This window comes from Hydrogenophilus hirschii (assembly GCF_054656675.1).
Genome location: NZ_BAAHXQ010000003.1, coordinates 216148 through 232620, shown reverse-complemented (window position 1 = coordinate 232620; position 16473 = coordinate 216148). Strand labels below are relative to the sequence as shown.

The 16473-nt window shown below is 63.9% G+C and carries 17 protein-coding genes; 8 read left to right on the top strand and 9 right to left on the bottom strand.

Annotated features, from left to right (window positions below):
• Positions 1-7 precede the first annotated feature (7 nt).
• The 4 genes from ACYQ4Z_RS10020 to ACYQ4Z_RS10005 form a co-directional block, all read right to left on the bottom strand.
• The gene (locus tag ACYQ4Z_RS10020; RefSeq protein ID WP_219972914.1) at positions 8-979 is read right to left on the bottom strand and encodes an NAD(P)H-dependent flavin oxidoreductase; all 972 of its coding nucleotides are present in this window, start codon (positions 977-979) and stop codon (positions 8-10) included.
• Positions 980-1075: 96 nt separating this feature from the next.
• Positions 1076-1930 (bottom strand): sulfite exporter TauE/SafE family protein, encoded by an 855-nt coding sequence (locus tag ACYQ4Z_RS10015; RefSeq protein ID WP_459860930.1) that lies wholly within the window; start codon positions 1928-1930, stop codon positions 1076-1078.
• A 92-nt stretch (positions 1931-2022) separates the two neighbouring features.
• The gene (locus ACYQ4Z_RS10010; protein ID WP_219972912.1) at positions 2023-3390 is read right to left on the bottom strand and encodes a glycerate kinase type-2 family protein; all 1368 of its coding nucleotides are present in this window, start codon (positions 3388-3390) and stop codon (positions 2023-2025) included.
• Positions 3371-3517, bottom strand: coding sequence for a hypothetical protein (locus ACYQ4Z_RS10005; RefSeq protein WP_438438478.1), 147 nt, complete (start codon positions 3515-3517; stop codon positions 3371-3373). Before ACYQ4Z_RS10005 ends, ACYQ4Z_RS10010 begins: the two co-directional genes overlap by 20 nt.
• Positions 3518-3646: 129 nt before the next feature.
• Here ACYQ4Z_RS10005 and tyrS point away from each other — a divergent pair, with 129 nt between their 5' ends.
• Together tyrS and ACYQ4Z_RS09995 are read left to right on the top strand one after the other, a co-directional pair.
• Entirely contained in the window at positions 3647-4933 is a 1287-nt protein-coding gene (gene tyrS / locus ACYQ4Z_RS10000; protein ID WP_459860929.1) for a tyrosine--tRNA ligase, read from the top strand.
• A gap of 11 nt (positions 4934-4944) precedes the next feature.
• The gene (locus tag ACYQ4Z_RS09995) at positions 4945-6471 is read left to right on the top strand and encodes a YifB family Mg chelatase-like AAA ATPase (RefSeq protein WP_459860928.1); all 1527 of its coding nucleotides are present in this window, start codon (positions 4945-4947) and stop codon (positions 6469-6471) included.
• Positions 6472-6502: 31 nt separating this feature from the next.
• Here the strand turns inward: ACYQ4Z_RS09995 and ACYQ4Z_RS09990 are convergent, their stop codons facing one another.
• Positions 6503-6895: a rhodanese-like domain-containing protein gene (locus tag ACYQ4Z_RS09990; protein WP_459861024.1), complete on the bottom strand. Its 393-nt coding sequence runs from the start codon at positions 6893-6895 to the stop codon at positions 6503-6505.
• Positions 6896-6905: 10 nt separating this feature from the next.
• Here ACYQ4Z_RS09990 and pdxH point away from each other — a divergent pair, with 10 nt between their 5' ends.
• The 3 genes from pdxH to ACYQ4Z_RS09975 are packed head-to-tail and all read left to right on the top strand — an operon-like array spanning position 6906 to position 9837.
• Positions 6906-7571: a pyridoxamine 5'-phosphate oxidase gene (gene pdxH / locus ACYQ4Z_RS09985; RefSeq protein ID WP_219972595.1), complete on the top strand. Its 666-nt coding sequence runs from the start codon at positions 6906-6908 to the stop codon at positions 7569-7571.
• An 18-nt stretch (positions 7572-7589) separates the two neighbouring features.
• Positions 7590-8681 carry a hypothetical protein gene (locus ACYQ4Z_RS09980; protein WP_219972596.1) on the top strand — a complete coding sequence of 364 codons (1092 nt, stop codon included), beginning with the start codon at positions 7590-7592 and terminating at the stop codon, positions 8679-8681.
• A 10-nt stretch (positions 8682-8691) separates the two neighbouring features.
• Positions 8692-9837: a peptidoglycan -binding protein gene (locus ACYQ4Z_RS09975; RefSeq protein WP_459860927.1), complete on the top strand. Its 1146-nt coding sequence runs from the start codon at positions 8692-8694 to the stop codon at positions 9835-9837.
• A gap of 73 nt (positions 9838-9910) precedes the next feature.
• On the opposite strand, the gene ACYQ4Z_RS09970 is transcribed toward ACYQ4Z_RS09975, so the two are convergent.
• Positions 9911-10795: a ChbG/HpnK family deacetylase gene (locus ACYQ4Z_RS09970; RefSeq protein WP_459860926.1), complete on the bottom strand. Its 885-nt coding sequence runs from the start codon at positions 10793-10795 to the stop codon at positions 9911-9913.
• A gap of 46 nt (positions 10796-10841) precedes the next feature.
• Between ACYQ4Z_RS09970 and ACYQ4Z_RS09965 the strand changes: the two genes are divergently transcribed.
• From ACYQ4Z_RS09965 to ACYQ4Z_RS09955, 3 genes are read left to right on the top strand one after another with little or no spacing between them, the layout of a single operon-like run.
• A complete protein-coding gene (locus ACYQ4Z_RS09965) occupies positions 10842-11873 on the top strand; it encodes a glycosyltransferase family 2 protein (RefSeq protein ID WP_179949080.1) in 1032 nt (343 codons plus the stop codon).
• Positions 11870-13567 (top strand): glycosyltransferase family 39 protein, encoded by a 1698-nt coding sequence (locus ACYQ4Z_RS09960; RefSeq protein ID WP_459860925.1) that lies wholly within the window; start codon positions 11870-11872, stop codon positions 13565-13567. Before ACYQ4Z_RS09965 ends, ACYQ4Z_RS09960 begins: the two co-directional genes overlap by 4 nt.
• A gap of 30 nt (positions 13568-13597) precedes the next feature.
• The gene (locus ACYQ4Z_RS09955; RefSeq protein WP_459860924.1) at positions 13598-13993 is read left to right on the top strand and encodes a GtrA family protein; all 396 of its coding nucleotides are present in this window, start codon (positions 13598-13600) and stop codon (positions 13991-13993) included.
• A gap of 99 nt (positions 13994-14092) precedes the next feature.
• Here ACYQ4Z_RS09955 and htpX read toward each other — a convergent pair whose 3' ends face one another.
• The 3 genes from htpX to def are packed head-to-tail and all read right to left on the bottom strand — an operon-like array spanning position 14093 to position 16435.
• The gene (gene htpX, locus ACYQ4Z_RS09950; protein ID WP_219972604.1) at positions 14093-14953 is read right to left on the bottom strand and encodes a zinc metalloprotease HtpX; all 861 of its coding nucleotides are present in this window, start codon (positions 14951-14953) and stop codon (positions 14093-14095) included.
• On the bottom strand, positions 14943-15935 hold the full coding sequence (fmt, locus tag ACYQ4Z_RS09945; protein WP_219972605.1) for a methionyl-tRNA formyltransferase: 993 nt from the start codon (positions 15933-15935) through the stop codon (positions 14943-14945). The genes htpX and fmt overlap by 11 nt, the downstream gene beginning before the upstream one ends.
• Positions 15932-16435 (bottom strand): peptide deformylase, encoded by a 504-nt coding sequence (gene def, locus ACYQ4Z_RS09940; protein ID WP_119334162.1) that lies wholly within the window; start codon positions 16433-16435, stop codon positions 15932-15934. The genes fmt and def overlap by 4 nt, the downstream gene beginning before the upstream one ends.
• Between the last annotated feature and the right edge of the window lie 38 nt (positions 16436-16473).

Here is a 16473-nt window from a genome sequence, read left to right as displayed (position 1 = left end):
AAAAAAATCACCCGCGCACTGCGGCGCTCAACGGCAACGCCGCCGCTTGCCGATATTCGGTTTCGAGCCGCGCGACCAATTCAGCTACGGTCGGAACGTCGTGGATCACCGAAACGCCGTGCCCGGCACTCCAGATGTCCCGCCACGCTTTCGCTTCGTCACCGATCGCCTTCAGTTTCCCTTTACCGAAGTTGATCGCGAGTTCTTCGCGCTTGAATCCCGCGGCTTCGAGGCTCGGCCAAAGGAAGTTCGCGTTGGTACCCGAAACCGCGTCGGTATAGACCACGTCGGATGCCGTGCAGCGCGTCACCATCTCCTTGTACCCAGGGCTGGCCATCGATTCCTTAGTTGCAATGAAGCGCGTCCCCATGTAGGCGAAATCGGCACCCAACACTTCAGCGGCGCGCACGCTGTACCCATCGGAAATCGCCCCGGCGAGAACGAGCGTGCCGTCCCAAAATTCGCGAATCTCACGGGCGAGTGCGAACGGGCTCTGAGTACCCGCGTGGCCGCCCGCGCCCGCGCACACCGCGATGATCCCATCGACCCCCGCTTCGATCGCCTTCTTCGCGTGGTAGGCATGGATCACGTCGGCAAAGACCAACCCGCCATACGCATGGATCCGCTCGGCGGCTTCCCGAGGATTGCCCAGGCTGGTGATCACGAATGGCACCTTGAAGCGCTCGATGAGCGCCAGATCTTCGGCCAACCGCGTGTTCGAATGGTGCAGAATCAGGTTTACCCCGAACGGGGCAACCGGTTGTTCCGGGTGCTGCGCGGCTGCTTCGGCGAGTTCCCGCGTGATGCAATCGAGCCACGCTTCCAGTTGCGCCACCGGGCGCGCATTGAGCGACGGGAAGGTGCCAGCAACCCCCGCCTTGCACGCCGCGATCACCAATTCGGGGCCCGAGACGAGAAACATCGGCGCGGCGATCACCGGCACCCGAAAACGACCTTGGAAAGCTGCTGGAATCGGCATAGGGTTCTCCTTGGCGTGTCGAAAAAACAGATCAAGGATAGCGCAAGGAGATGAACAAGTCAAACGTTTGTTTGACTTGTTCGCTACCGCGAATCGCTACGCCAGCAGCAGCTTCGCACCGATGTAGCCCAACAGCAGCGACAAAACGGAGCGTACCCAGCGTTGTGGGACGACACGGACCAGGTGACTCCCGACCCAGATACCTGGAAGCGAACCCAACAACAACCAACCCAGCATCGCCCAATCGACGGTGCCGAGCGCAGCGTGCCCCAACCCCGCCGCCAGCGTCAGCGGCACGGCGTAGGTGACGTCCGCAGCGACCAGCCGGGGCAACGGCACATGCGGATAGAGCACCATCAGGATCGCCATACCCACCGCACCAGCCCCAACCGAGGTGAGCGTGACCAACGCGCCGATCACCGCGCCCATCAACCAGGGTACCGCCGCCCAACGTGGCTGTTCGCGATCGCGCACCGTGTGCGCTGCGCTGCCAGAATTGACGCGACCATGCGCCGCGGCAGGAGTGGCGCCGTTGTCCGATGCGGCGCTTGGCGATGGCGTCACCACGCCCCCGCTCTTCACCACTTTGTAGAGGGTTGCCGCTGCGGTGAGCAGCAACATCACCCCCAACGTGTGCTGCATCAGGCGGTGAACGTGTTCGCTCGCCGGCCCTACGGTTTTCAGGAACACCAACATCACACCGACCCCTGCCAGGCCGCCGACGGTGAGCGGAACGACGATTCGCCACGGCACCATGCGATGCTTCGCAAAGGAAAGCGCGCCCCCCGATTTGGTGATCGCTGCAAACAGAAGGTCGGTACCGACCGCAAGATGAGGCGATACGCCAAAACCGTATATCAGGAGCGGCGTCATCAACGAACCGCCTCCGACGCCGGTCAACCCGACGATGAAGCCAACGAGCGCGCCGCCTGCAACCAGAGCCCATTCCATACCGTTTTCCCCGTACCTGTCTGCTTTCAAATGTACCGGGCATGCGGTACGGAAAACACCCGTTTTCGGTTATTCCGTTATCGACGCGGGTTTTATCGCACGATGATGAGCGCTCGGAAATCGTTGACGTTGGTCCGCGTCGGCCCGGTCACCACCAAGTCACCCAGCGCTGCAAAGAAATCGTAGGCGTCGTGTGCCGCCAAGTAACGCCGCGCATCTACCCCCAACGCACGGGCGCGCGCCAGGGTGGTCGGGGTGACGAGCGCCCCGGCGTTCTCTTCGCTGCCGTCGATCCCGTCGGTATCCCCCGCGATCGCCCAGACATGCGCCGCGCCGTCCAGCGCCAACGCCAGCGCCAGCAGAAACTCACTGTTGCGCCCACCCCGTGCCGGAAGGAGCGGGTCAGCAGGTTTTCTCGGCAATGTTACTGTCGTCTCCCCGCCAGAGAGGAGCACACACGGCGCGCAAAACGGCTCACCGTGGCACACCACCGCGCGGGCGAGCGCGGCGTGCCACTGCGCCACCGTCTGGCTCTCTCCTTCGATCGCGTCGCTCAGGATATGGGCAGCGAAACCAAAACGGCGCGCCTCCTCGGCTGCGGCGGCAAGGCTCTCCCATGGCGTCGCGATGAGGTGATAACGACAACGGGCAAAGTGAGGGTGGTCCGGTTTCGGGGTCTCCCAGCGCCCCTCAGCGAGCGCGGTACGGACTGCGTCAGGCACTGCGATCGCATAGCGTTCGAGCACCGCCAACGCTTCCGCGCAGGTCGTGGGGTCGGGGACCGTGGGGCCGCTTGCGATCACCGCAGGGTCGTCCCCCGGCACGTCGCTGATCGCCAACGTCACCACCGGTGCCGGTGCTGCGGCAAGCGCCAACCGTCCGCCTTGGATCCGCGACAGGTGTTTGCGCACGCAGTTGATTTCGGCAATCGTCGCGCCGCAGGCCAACAACTGCGCAGTGATCGACTGCAATGTGGCAAGGGACACTCCCGCTTGTGGAAGCGGCAACAACGCCGAACCCCCGCCAGAGAGGAGACAGACCACACGATCGTCCGGGCCCGCTTCGGCCACCGCGTCGAGCACCATTTGCGCGGCATGGCACCCTGCCGCATCGGGGGTCGGGTGGGCCGCTTCGAGAAGTCGGATGCGTCCGCACGGTGTCGCGCCGTGCGCGCACGCTGGCGGCAGATGGCCGTATCGGGTCACCACCACGCCGGAAAGGGGCAACGCCTCTGGCCATTGCGCCGCGAGCGCCGCGGCCATCGCTGCGCTCGCTTTGCCGGCACCGACGACGATCGTCCGGCCACGCGGCGCTTCAGCGATCAACTGCGCCACCCATTCCGGCATCACCTGTTCGGGTTGCGCCCGCGCCACCGCCGCCGCAAAAAGGGCGTGCAGCTGCGCGCGAACCGCGTCATCCTTTTGCGGCGCACCCAATTGGTCACTGCCCCGTTCCGCCATCGCGCACCTCCCATCCAACGATCCACCGTGTGGTTTTGCTGAACACCACCCCGGGTTCGATCACCCGCGCCACGCCCGACGCGTTGCGGTACGCATCGACGCTACCCCACCACCCTACGGGTGCCATTCTATACCGCCAACCCCTCCCAGACCGCCAACCCTTGCGGTGCGGCTACACCACGCGGAATCTTGCGGCCCCCTTCGCGCCCCAGACGTTATAATCCCGGCAGTCCCATTTCGTGCAACGGCAACGACGATGACCACGAACCTACTCGACGACCTCGCCGCACGCGGCCTCATCGCCCAATGCACCCATCCGGAAGCGCTCGCCGAAGTGCTCACCAACGGTCCGATCACGCTCTACTGCGGCTTCGACCCCACTGCGGACAGCCTCCATCTGGGCCATCTGGTGCCGGTTTTGGCGCTGCGCCGTTTCCAACTGGCAGGGCACAAGCCGGTTGCGCTCGTCGGTGGCGCCACCGGGATGATCGGGGACCCCAGTTTCAAAGCGCAAGAGCGCAAACTCAATACGTTGGAGACCGTCCTCGAATGGTCGGCAAAGATTCGTCGCCAACTCGAACCGTTCCTGGAGTTCGACGGCCCCAACGCTGCGATCATCGCCAACAACCACGACTGGTTCGGCGAAATGAACGTGCTCACTTTTTTGCGCGACGTCGGCAAACACTTCTCCGTGAACGCGATGATCAAAAAAGAGGCGGTTGCCGCACGCATCGAACGCGACGAAGTGGGCATCTCATTCACCGAATTCTCCTACATGCTGCTCCAAGCCTACGACTTCGCCGAACTCTACCGTCGCTTCGGTTGCCGATTGCAACTGGGCGGCTCCGACCAGTGGGGCAACATCACCGCCGGAATCGACCTCATCCGCCGCTATTTTCGCGCCGAAGCGTTCGGGCTGACCCTTCCCTTGGTCACCAAAGCGGACGGCACCAAATTCGGCAAAACCGAATCGGGCGCCGTCTGGCTCGACGCCAATAAAACCTCTCCCTATCAGTTCTACCAGTTCTGGCTCAACACGGCCGATGCCGACGTCTATAAATTCCTGCGCTACTTCACCTTTCTGCCGGTTGCGGAGATCGAAGCGATCGAAGCGGCCGACCGCGCGCGCGAGGGCAAGCCCGAAGCGCAGCGAATCTTGGCAGAGGAAGTCACCCGCCTCGTCCATGGGCCGGAAGCACTCGCTGCGGCGCAGCGCATCACCCAAGCGCTCTTCTCTGGTGACCTGGCGGCGCTTACCGAAACGGATTACGCACAACTCGCACTCGACGGCATGTCGTCGGTTCGTCTTCCGGCACAACCCACCCCGCTCATCGACGCGCTGGTCGCCGCACAGCTTGCCCGCTCGAAGAGCGAAGCGCGCACCTTCATCCAAAGCAATGCGGTTGCGGTAAACGGCGCCAGGGTCAACGACCTGAGTGCGCTGCTTGAGAGCGACGCGCGCCGCTTTGGACGGTACACGATCCTGTCGCGCGGCAAAAAACAGCACGCGCTCGTCGTCTGGGACACCGCTGCAACACAGTGACGGGAAAGGCTGTGGCACTGGCTTCGGTTTGCACCCGCGCCGCACTGGGTGTCACAGCGCCCGAAGTGGTGATCGAAGCGCACTTGGCCAATGGCCTGCCGAGCTTTTCGCTCGTGGGACTGCCTGATGCCGAAGTGAAAGAGGCGCGCGACCGCGTCCGGGCGGCGCTCACCAGTGCCGGATACGAATTTCCGGTGCGCCGCATCACCGTGAATCTCGCACCGGCCGACCTTCCCAAGAGCGGCAGCCGCTTCGACCTCCCCATCGCGCTCGGGCTCCTTGCCGCCAGCGGCCAAATCGCCGCTGGCAAAGCGCTTGCCCAGTGCGAAATCATCGGCGAACTCGGGCTCGACGGCTCGGTCCGCCCCGTGGCTGGGGTGCTGCCCACCGCGCTTGCCGCCAAACAGGCAGGCCGTGCGCTCATCCTTCCCGTTGCGAACTGGGCCGAAGCGCAGCTCGTCGGCGACTTGGTCTGTTACCCGGTGCGCGACCTCCAGGACGCCCACGCCTGGCTCGACGGTCGGCAACCTTCGGGCTGGCCGGAGGCGTTCGCACCCGCCACCGCTGCACCCGGTGATACTGCATTCTCTGCCGCTTCGCTCGACCTCAGCGACGTCAAAGGACAAGCAGCCGCGAAGCGGGCGCTCGAAATCGCTGCGGCCGGGGGCCATTCGCTGCTCCTTTTCGGCCCGCCTGGCGCGGGCAAATCGATGCTTGCCGCGCGCCTGCCCACCCTGTTACCCCCCTTGAGCGAAGCCGAAGCGCTGGAAACCGCAGCGATCCATTCGCTCTTGGCGCCATTCGACCCCAGCGCCTGGCGGCAACGCCCGTTTCGCGCCCCGCACCATTCGGCGTCCCTTCCGGCGATCGTCGGTGGCGGCGCAGCAGGCAGGATCCTTCCGGGCGAAATCGCGCTCGCCCACCACGGCGTCCTCTTTCTCGACGAACTCCCGGAATTTTCCCGTACCGTGCTCGAAGCACTGCGCGAACCGCTCGAAACGGGCGAAATCACCGTCGCGCGGCTGCGGCAACGGGTCACTTTCCCCGCGCGCTTTCAGCTCGTCGCAGCAATGAACCCATGTCCATGTGGTTACTTGGGCGACCCGTCGGACCGCTGCCGCTGCACCCCTGCGCAAATCGAACGCTACCGTGCGCGACTCTCCGGGCCGCTCCTTGACCGCATCGACCTCATGGTCGAAGCGCCCCGCCTTTCCGCCGAAACGCTCACACACGCGCCCCAGGGCGAAACGAGCGCCGTGGTGGCCGCGCGCGTTCGCGACGCCCGCGCCCGCCAACAGTGGCGACAAGGCAAACCGAACGCCGCGCTCTCCCCCGCCGAACTCGACCGCTTTGCCCCGTTGGAACCTGCGGCCGAAGAGCTCCTTGTGAAAGCCGCAGAGCGGCTCCAACTCTCTGCCCGCGCCCACCACCGTATCCGTAAAGTGGCACGTACCATCGCCGATCTGGCGGGGTGTGAACGAATCGGCGGGGCGCATCTTGCCGAAGCGATCCAGCTCCGACGCCACCCTTGGGGTTAGACTCCGCCTGACCATACCTCGATCACGTTGCTCACCCCTGCTCCCACGGCAACCCATCGAAACGCCATCCATTGACGCTGCTGCGGTGGTGGTGCTCGTCCAGGTCGCCCTCGAACCCATGCACCACGTTGATCACATGGGTGAAGCCTGCAGCCAAAAGGGCTTCACCCGCAGTCACGGAACGGTTGCCGCTGCGGCAGATCACCACCACCGGGCGGTGGAGTCCATCGCCCGCCAATTTCCGCACCTGATCTTCGAAATGAGGGTTGCGCGCCCATTGGGGCGCCTCGACCCACGCCACATGCACCGCCCCCACGGGGTGACCGACGAACCAATACTCGATCTCGGAGCGGCAGTCGATGAAGAGCGCCTCAGGGTGTTCCTGCAGGAACGCATGAGCCGCTTTGGGGGTAAGATGTTGCAGTTCGCGTTTCATGGTCTCCCTTTCTAATCGCATGATTTTCGACAGACTCGCGCAGATGCGTCGCGATTACGACCGCGACAGCCTCGACGAAGACAAGATCGCTGCAGACCCCTTCGTGCAATTCCACCGCTGGCTCGACGACGCCGTGCGCTGCCACGTTCCTGAACCCAACGCGATGACGCTTGCCACCGTCGGCGCGTCTGGGCGCCCGGCTACGCGCCCGGTCCTCCTCAAAGCGGCGGATGCGCGTGGGCTCGTCTGGTACACCAACTATCATAGCCGAAAAGGGCGGGAACTCTCGGAAAACCCCTTTGCCGCACTACAGTTCCACTGGGTCGAGTTGGAGCGCGTAGTCCGAATCGAAGGGCGAGTGGAAAAGGTGAGTGCCGCGGAGTCGGACGCCTATTTCGCCGAACGGCCGCTCGCAAACCGCATCGGCGCGTGGGCCAGCCCACAAAGCGAACCAATCCCCAGTCGCGCGTTCCTGCTCGAACGCGCAGCCCATTTTGCGGCACAATACGGGGTGCATCCGCCCCGCCCGCCGCACTGGGGCGGGTACCGCCTGATCCCCGATTACTGGGAATTTTGGCAAGGACGTCCCAGCCGCCTGCACGACCGCATCTGCTACCGCTTGCAGCCGAACGGCACGTGGCAGCGGCAACGCTTGGCGCCGTGACACGAAAGGAGGATCACGATGGTGCAATCGGTTGAAACGCGCGAAACCCCGCTCGACCCGCTGATCCTCGATTTCGCGCGCCCAGGGCGAACGCTCTTCTGGATGGGGTTCGTACTGGTGCAAGCGGCGATTCTCGTCGCCGTCTTCTGGGTGCCGCTCGAAACCGCGTTTCGCTACAACCCGATCTTCAACGGCGTGATCGTCGCGGTGCTTGCGGTCGGCATTCTGGTCGCGATGTTTCAAGTGGCGCGCTTGAACCGGGAAATCCGCTGGCTCCAGGCCTTTTCGCGCAACGAGAGCGCTCCGCCGCCGCGACTGTTGGCGCCGTTGGCACGGCAACTCACTCCGCTCGACCACCGTTCGATGCAACTGACGCCAACCGCAGCGCGCGCGATCCTCGACGGCGTACAGATCCGCCTCGACGAGCAACGCGACCTCACCCGTTACCTGACCGGTCTTTTGGTCTTTCTGGGTCTTCTGGGCACCTTCTGGGGGCTGATCGGCACCATCCGCGCGGTGGCCGAAATCGTTGCCGGGCTCGAATTGGGTGGCGACCCGTTGCAGGTTTTCCTGGCCCTCAAATCGCGGATCGAAGAGCCGCTCGGGGCGATGGGTACCGCCTTTTCCACGTCGCTTTTCGGTCTTGCCGGCTCGCTCCTCTTGGGCCTCTTGGACCTGCAAGCCGGCCACGCCGCCAACCGCTTCACCAACCAACTGGAAGAGTGGCTGGCCGGGTGGGTTCGCCTCAAACACTTCGGTTGGAGCGAAGAGGAATCGACGCCCGCCTATCTGGCTGCACTCCTTGACCAAACCGCGGAAAGCCTCGACAAATTACGCCGCCTGATGCAAGAACAGCAGGGGGTTGAACGCGACAGCGCCGCGCAACTCGTGGAACTCAACGCCCAAGTGGGGCGGCTGGTGACGCTGCTTTCCCGTGAGTCGCGCGAAATCGAAGCCGTCAACGAACTCCACGGCGAACTGCGGGCGCTCGTGCGGCAACTGGCGCAACTGCCGACGCAACAGCGGTTGCAGCTCGACGAACTGCGCGACGAACTGCGTCTCCTGGCCAAAGGGTTGAGCGCGCACAGTAACCTGCGCGCCCCGCGGTGAGGATACTCGGATGGCCCGCCTGAGGAACCGACGCCCGTTCGACTTCTGGCCCGGCTTCGTTGACGCGGCCACTTCGCTCATCATCGCGCTCACCTTCGTGCTCCTGATCTTCACCTTCGGCCAATTCGCGCTGTCGTTCGCGATCGGTGAGCGCGACGATGTCATCGACAAGCTTCAGCAACAGCTCCAAGCATTGGCGCTGAAGTTGGGACTTGCCGAAGAGAAAGGAGAGAAGCTCGAAGCCACCGTCGCGCAACTCAAAGCGACGCTCGCCACCACTGAGCGCGAACGCGACGCCGCGCAACAACGGATATTGGAGCTCGAAGGGCGTATGACCGCGCTACAGGGGGAGATCGACGCCAACACCGTGATTCGCAAAGAACTCGAAGGGAAAATCGCGCAATTAGAAACCGAGCGCGATGTACTCGCTGCCGAAAAAACCCAACTTCAAGCCGCGGTGCGCGAAAAGGACGACGCGCTTGCCGCGGCGCGCCGGCAACTCGAATCGGCCCGGGAAGAGATCGCGCAACGTACCGCGCGGGTGAGCGAACTCGAGCGCCTCCTAGCCGAACTCAACCGTCAGCTCGACGCGCTCAATTCGGCGCTTGCCGCAGCGGAAGCGAAAGCAACGGAGAAAGAGCGCAAACTCGTGGAACTCGAAAAAACGATCAACTTGGCGCTGATCGTTCGCTTGCGTGAACTCGAACATTACCGTTCCGAACTCTTCGCGCAACTCAAAGCAGCACTCGAGAACAACCCCAACGTGCGCATCGAGGGCGAGCGCTTCTTACTGGCCGACGACATCCTCTTCCCCAGCGGCTCGGCGGAACTCACCCCCGAAGGGCGAAAACGGATCGAACAGGTGGCGCAAGTGGTCAAGGCGCTCGCGCCAAAAATCCCGCGCACGCTCCCTTGGGTGTTGCAGATCGAAGGGCACACCGACCGCCGCCCGATCAACACCCCGCAATACCCCTCCAACTGGGAGCTCTCCACCGCACGCGCGATGGCGGTGGTGCGGGTTCTGCGCGACGCCGGTATCCCGCCCGAGCACCTGGCCGCGACCGGCTACGGCGAATACCACCCGATCGACCCGCGCGACACGCCGCAAGCCTACGCGCGCAACCGCCGCATCGAACTGCGCTTGACGACGCGGTAACCGCTGCTTTCCTTTGGACCGTTGCTCTCCTCAGGATCGCCGCCGTATCCGTCGGCTTGCGCCACCGCCCGGCTTACCACTGCGCCGCCGGTCGTAGTCCTGCTGCCGCCAAATCGCTCCAAACCGCGTCGCTCTTGAGATAGGCATATTCCCAGGCCCGCGCTGCAACCAGCTGCTCGACCTGCGCAAGCGGTGCGTCGGGAATCCCAGGGTGGAGAAAAAGGAGCGGCCGCGGCCCCGCGTGGCGCAAAAATGCCTGAAATTTGGTGCGAAATGGCGGCTTCTCCGCGAAATCGTGCGCACCGGCAAAACCGTCGTTGCGCGCAATGCCGTGGTGGTCGAGAAGCGTGCGCCACCGCCGCCCCAAGCGCGACAAAAAGGCCGCTTTCCCCACCCCCACCCCACGCGCGCGGATCGCAGCGATCGGTTCCACCGTGTCGCGTGCCCAAAAGGTGGTGGGGGAATAGCGCTCGAGCAAGAGTTCCAGCAACACCTCCCGCACCCCCGGTAACAGATGGACGTGTTGATGACCATCGACGAACGCGGGCGGCGCGCCCCACCGATCCTCGAACGCATCGAGTTGCGCGGTAAGTTCATCCCGAACCGCGGCAAGCGGCAGCGTACGCGTCCAGGCACGGGCAAGAAGCGCCTTGAGGGGCGGCAACCGACCGAAACGGACCAACCGTCCGTGCGTAAATGCCGGCTGCTGTTCGGTGAGGGTCACGTGCCAACCCACCGCGGCTCGGCCCGCTGCCACCGTACGCAGCACCAATGCGCCAGTAGGCCAAAAGGGCTGCCCCGGCATCACGCTCGTCGCGGTAATCGTTCCCTGGGCAATCAGTTCTATAATCGCATCGTTCACGCCTGGGGCCAGCCCGAAATCGTCGGCACAGAGCACGATCGGACGACCGGAAGCGCGCGTTTCCCCGTTGCGAACTTTTTCCTTTTCTTGGGTCATAGGCTGGGCAAACCCCTCTTTGTTCGTGTGCTGAGTCTACCGTAAGATGACACCGCTTCTCTCTGCCATCGTCCCTGTTTACAACGAAGCAGACGGCCTACCGCTTCTCTATGAACGCCTGAGCGCCGCGCTCGACGCAGCTGTCGCTCTACTTGAAAACGCAGCGTCACAGGAACCCGAACCGGATCGCTGGGAGATCCTTTTGGTCGACGACGGGAGTCGCGACGCCAGTTGGCAGGGAATCGTCGGTCTCACCGCGCGCGATCGCCGCGTCAAAGGGATCCGTTTTGCACGCAATTTCGGCAAAGAGGCGGCGATGGCCGCCGGACTGCATGCCGCGCGCGGTCAGGCGGTCGTGATCCTCGACGCCGACCTGCAACACCCCCCGGAATTGATCCCGCAGATGGTCGCACTGTGGCAACAAGGAGCTCAGGTCGTCACCGCGGTACGCACCGACCGGGAGACCGACCCGCTGTGGCGCCGCTCGCTCACACGACTCTTCTACCGCCTCTATCAAGCGATCTCCGAGGTCGCGCTCACCCCCGGCGGCGGCGATTTCCGGCTGCTCGACCGTCGGGTGGTCGCAGCCCTTAACGCGCTTCCGGAGCGCAAACGTTTCCTCAAAGGGTTGGCGAACTGGGTTGGTTTCACCCACCAGACGCTCCCGTTTCGACCTGCAGCGCGCCACGCAGGCCGTTCCGCGTGGTCGCTGCGCAAACTGTGGCGGTACGCGATCGACGGCCTCGTCTCTTTCACCACGCTGCCGCTGCACATCTGGTCGAGCATCGGCGCGTTTGTTGCCCTACTCTCGGGAAGCTACGGGCTCTACCTCATCGTTCGTACCCTCGTCTTCGGGCGCGACGTTCCGGGATACGCCTCGATCATGGTGGCGATCCTCTTTCTCTCCGGGGTGCAACTGATCAGCCTCGGTGTCCTGGGTGAGTATCTGGGACGCGTCTTCGAAGAAGTGAAACGGCGCCCGCTCTATCTGGTGGGCGAAGTCGCGAATCTCCCCGACCCGGGCGTCGCACCCAGCGCCGGCTTTGCGGCGCAGCCGGAACAACCTGAACCCAGATGATGGGCGCGCTGAGTAACGCCTTGGGGCGCGGGGGAGCGCGCTTACAGCTCGACCACTTCTCACCCATTCGGATCGCGCGCGTTGTGCTCTGGGTGGTGGCGCTCGCCTTCGTCGTCGAAGGCTACAACCGCCATACCCCCAGCAACGACGAATGGGTACAGCACACCTACGGCGAGCTCCTCTGGGATTTCTGGCTTTCGGGCACCACCGACAAGACCTTCCTCTCGTTCAGCAATCTCTATCTCTACGGCGGGCTCTTCGACCTCATCGCTGCGGCGGGAACACGCGCGTTCGGCTGGGAATGGTGGCCGTGGCGCCACCTCCTCACCGCAACCTTTGGCCTCCTGGCGCTCTGGGGCACGGCGCGGCTGGCTCGGCTCGTTGCCGGCAAAACGGGCGAAGTGATCGCCCTTGCGCTTACCCTGCTAACCGGACCGTTCTGGGGCGCGATCTTCACCCACACCAAGGATATTCCGTTTGCTGCGGCGATGGTCTGGGCGCTCTACTACACCGTACGTCTGGCGGACCACCCGGAGCGACTGGCGCTCCGCCACGTGCTCCTCTGGGGGTTCGCCACGGGGATCGCCCTCGGCATCCGCGTCGGCGCCGTGCTCATCCCCTTCTTTCTCGCTGCCGGGCTCGTGATCAACACCCTCTGGCCACGCCCCTGCGCCGAAACCCCGCCAGCCGATGGGTTTTTCAGCGAGAACCCGCCGTGGGGCACGAGGCTGCGAACACTCGCACACCGGATCCCTGACTGGCTCGGGTCGCTGCTCCCCGGGTGTGCGGTTGCGCTGGCGATTACCGCGTTTGCCTGGCCGTGGAGCGTCATGGGCTGGGACCACCTCTGGCTGGCGCTCACCAAATTCTCCCATTTCGCGTTCGATATCTATACCTGGGAAGACGGGGAGCGCCTACTCAATAGCCAAGTCAGCCGCTTTTACCTGCTTCGCTACTTGCTGGTCCGTCTGCCTGAAGGCGTATTGCTTGGCTTGCTTCTTTGGTTTTTTGGCGTTTACGGTTGCAAAAACCTAAGCCGATTCGCAGTAAAACGGCGAGCGCGCATGCGGGTCGTGGTCTTTGCGGCGTGTTTCGTACTCGCCTATGTTATCGCCACACGTCCGCCGCTCTACAACGGTATCCGCCATTTCCTCTTCCTCGTTCCTTGGCTGCTGGTCCTTTCGGCCGCCGGGTGGGCTGCGCTAAGCGAAGCGCTTGGCAAGGCCCACGGTTCTCGCCGCGTTCTAATGGCTGGCGTAGCGCTTGTGGGGTGCGCGAACCTCTTCTGGCTCGCCTGGGTGAATGCCACCCTCCACCCTTACGAACACGTCTATTACAACACCCTTGCTGGCGGCCTCGAAAAGGCTGATATTGCATGGGAAACCGACTACTGGAGTGACGCCACGCGCGCCTTGATCCCAGCGATCGAAGCTTGGCTGGCCCAGCAACCTCCCGGTACGGTCGCCAACCTCGCCTATTGCGGCGAAGGGTTTCAGATCGAACCGTGGTTACCGCCAAACGTGGTGATCGTCGATGATTGGGACGACGCCGACCTCTTTCTCTCCACCACCCACGACAACTGCCACTATGTGCTCGACGGCAGAACGATCGCGACGGTCGCTCGTCGCGGCGTAACCCTAGCGGTCCTCAAAGCGGTGCGTCAAGACCGCCCCTTCACCACGCCAATCCCATAAGCGATGCTTCGGGTGACACGAACGGTTTCGATGATGCACAGCTTACCCCCGAACCTGAAACGCATCACCCACTTCGCCTTCGCCAGTCTGTTTGGCACCGCGGCTCACTACGCGGTATTGATCGCGCTGGTCGAATGGGCGCACCGGACGCCGACCGAAGGAACTGCGCTCGGTTTTCTCGTCGGCGCGCTCGTCAATTACCTCTTGGCTCGGTGCTGGGTCTTTCCCGAAACCCGGAGCCGCCATCGCGAAGCTGTCGCCAAATTCCTCACGGTCGCGGCAAGCGGCTGGGGACTCAATACGTTTCTGATCTTCGCGGCGACCGCATGGGCGAACCTACCCTACCTTCCGGCGCAGGTTGCGGTGACCGGAACCCTCTTTTTCTGGCACTATTTTGCCAACCGCCTCTGGACCTTTCGCCGCTGATCTGGAATTTTCATCGCTGAAACCGAGGTGCGCAGGCACACCCCTGCACCCGCTTCCTTGCTGCTTTGCTGCTGCACTGCTTCGCACCTCGGTGCCCGCTCAATAGCGCCCCATCTGCCGCGCAATCGCTTGGAGCCGCGCGATCCGCTCCTCGGTCGAGGGGTGGGTCGCGAAGAGGCGCATCACGCCACCGCCACGCAACGGGTTCGCGATCATCATCTGCGCCGTTTCCGGGTGCATCTCCGCCGTGGGTAGCGGGATGCCCTGCACGTACGCTTCGATCTTCGCGAGCGCCGACGCCAACGCCAACGGATCGCCGCTGATCGCCGCACCACCGGCGTCGGCGCCGAATTCCCGGGTACGCGAAATCGCCATCTGGATGATCATCGCTGCAATCGGCGCCAGCAGCACGACCAAGAGCAGCAGGATCGGGTTCGTCGGCTGGCCGTTTTCGTCACGGCCGCCAAAGAACATCCCGAAGTTCGCGAGCGCCGAGATCGCACCGGCCACGGTGGCGCTCATCGTCGAGATGAGGATGTCGCGGTTCTTGATATGCGCCAGCTCGTGCGCGAGCACCCCGCGCAGCTCCCGTTCGTTCAGCAGTTCGAGAATACCGGTCGTGACCGCAACGGCCGCGTGCTCAGGGTTGCGCCCGGTGGCAAACGCGTTGGGTTGCGCTTCCGGGATAATGTAGACCTTCGGCATCGGAATCCCGGCGCGCTGCGCCAATTCCCGCACCATGCGGAAGAGGTAGGGAGAGGTGAGCTCGTCCACCTCCTGCGCGTGGTACATCGAAAGGACCATTTTGTCGGAAAACCAGTAGGCCCAGAGGTTGGTGAGCCCGCCGAAAAGAAGCGCAATGAGCATCCCTTGCTGCCCGCCGATCACCGCGCCCACCACGCCGAAGAGCGCGACGATCGCCGCCATCAACAATCCGGTCTTCAACCAGTTACCGAACATCGTCATCCTCCTCATCACCCATTCCGAGCTTTTCGCCCGCTTCGACCGCCGCACCGCGCAAAAATTCCGTTGCGGGCAGCCGTTTGCCGCCCGCACGCTGCAGCTCGGTAAGCCACAAGCTCCCTTCGCCGCACGCGACCCGAACCCCACGCGCCGGATCGACCGCCACCACCGTTCCAGGGGAAACCTCCGCCGCGTCAGGCGCCACCACTGCGCGCCACACCTTGAGCGGCTGCCCCCGCCAGCGCGTCTGCGTCCCCGGGTAGGGATCGAATGCGCGGATTTTGCGTTCGAGAAGCGGGGCAGGTTGTTGCCAATCGAGTTGCCGTTCGGCGGGATCGATTTTGTGGGCGTAGGTCACGCCTACATCGGGCTGCGGCTCTGCCGCGGCCAGACGCTGCGGCAAATCGGGTAAGACGTCGAGGATCGCCTGTGCCGCAAGTACGGCCAGTTTGTCGTGCAACGACCCGCCGGTCTCATCTGGTGCGATCGCCAGTTCGTACCGTGCGATCATCGGGCCGGTATCGAGCCCCTCGTCCATCTGCATCACCGTGATGCCGGTCACGGCGTCGCCTGCTTCGATCGCACGCTGGATCGGCGCCGCCCCACGCCAACGCGGCAGCAACGACGCGTGCAAATTCACTGCGCCATACCGCGGCCATTCCAGTACTGCCCGCGGCAGAATCAACCCGTAGGCTGCCACCACCAAGACGTCGGGGGGCGGTTCGGCAACGAGCGCCCCCCACGCTTGCGGCGTTTTGAGGGTCACGGGCTGCCAAACCGGCACACCCGCTTCCTGCGCGATCCGTTTCACCGGACTCGGCGTAGGCTTCATCCCCCGTCCGGCAGGTCGGTCGGGCTGGGTAAGCACGAGCGGTACCGCATACCCGGCTGCGACGATCGCGTGCAACGCGCGCGCCGCGAATTCGGGCGTCCCGGCAAATGCCACCCGCTCGATTCGGGCACCGGAATCCCGCGTCATGCCGTGATCCGCGCGCGCTTGGCGAGCTTCGCTTTGATCCGCGACTGCTTGAGCGGAGAGAGGTAATCGACGAACACTTTGCCGTCGAGGTGGTCGATCTCGTGCTGGATGCAGACCGCGAGCAGCCCTTCGGCGTCGAATTCGACCGTCTCGCCGTCGAGCGTGAGCGCCCGCACGGTGACCCGCTCGGCACGCTTCACTTTGTCGTAGATACCCGGGACCGAAAGGCACCCCTCTTCGCTGACCACTTCGCCGTCTTTCGCAACGATCTCCGGGTTGATGAAAGTCTGCAGCTGATCGCGCGTTTCGCTGACATCGACGACGATCACCCGTTTGAGGACATTGACCTGGGTTGCCGCAAGGCCGATGCCGTTCGCTTCGTACATCGTTTCGGCCATATCGGCTGCCAGTTGCCGGATCTCCGGCGTAACATGCTCCACCGCTTCCGCTTTGCGGTGCAAGCGGGGATCGGGGTAATGGAGGATCGGTAGCAGAGCCATCGTTGGGTCTTCCTATTGTCTCAAGAAAAAATTGTTTT

Bases quoted from the DNA above. Each gene is read 5' to 3' on its own strand.
- ACYQ4Z_RS10020 (WP_219972914.1), bottom strand. From the start codon at position 979: ATGCCGATTCCAGCAGCTTTCCAAGGTCGTTTTCGGGTGCCGGTGATC.
- ACYQ4Z_RS10015 (WP_459860930.1), bottom strand. From the start codon at position 1,930: ATGGAATGGGCTCTGGTTGCAGGCGGCGCGCTCGTTGGCTTCATCGTC.
- ACYQ4Z_RS10010 (WP_219972912.1), bottom strand. From the start codon at position 3,390: ATGGCGGAACGGGGCAGTGACCAATTGGGTGCGCCGCAAAAGGATGAC.
- ACYQ4Z_RS10005 (WP_438438478.1), bottom strand. From the start codon at position 3,517: ATGGCACCCGTAGGGTGGTGGGGTAGCGTCGATGCGTACCGCAACGCG.
- tyrS (WP_459860929.1), top strand. From the start codon at position 3,647: ATGACCACGAACCTACTCGACGACCTCGCCGCACGCGGCCTCATCGCC.
- pdxH (WP_219972595.1), top strand. From the start codon at position 6,906: ATGGTCTCCCTTTCTAATCGCATGATTTTCGACAGACTCGCGCAGATG.
- ACYQ4Z_RS09980 (WP_219972596.1), top strand. From the start codon at position 7,590: ATGGTGCAATCGGTTGAAACGCGCGAAACCCCGCTCGACCCGCTGATC.
- ACYQ4Z_RS09975 (WP_459860927.1), top strand. From the start codon at position 8,692: ATGGCCCGCCTGAGGAACCGACGCCCGTTCGACTTCTGGCCCGGCTTC.
- ACYQ4Z_RS09970 (WP_459860926.1), bottom strand. From the start codon at position 10,795: ATGACCCAAGAAAAGGAAAAAGTTCGCAACGGGGAAACGCGCGCTTCC.
- ACYQ4Z_RS09965 (WP_179949080.1), top strand. From the start codon at position 10,842: ATGACACCGCTTCTCTCTGCCATCGTCCCTGTTTACAACGAAGCAGAC.
- ACYQ4Z_RS09960 (WP_459860925.1), top strand. From the start codon at position 11,870: ATGATGGGCGCGCTGAGTAACGCCTTGGGGCGCGGGGGAGCGCGCTTA.
- ACYQ4Z_RS09955 (WP_459860924.1), top strand. From the start codon at position 13,598: ATGATGCACAGCTTACCCCCGAACCTGAAACGCATCACCCACTTCGCC.
- htpX (WP_219972604.1), bottom strand. From the start codon at position 14,953: ATGTTCGGTAACTGGTTGAAGACCGGATTGTTGATGGCGGCGATCGTC.
- fmt (WP_219972605.1), bottom strand. From the start codon at position 15,935: ATGACGCGGGATTCCGGTGCCCGAATCGAGCGGGTGGCATTTGCCGGG.
- def (WP_119334162.1), bottom strand. From the start codon at position 16,435: ATGGCTCTGCTACCGATCCTCCATTACCCCGATCCCCGCTTGCACCGC.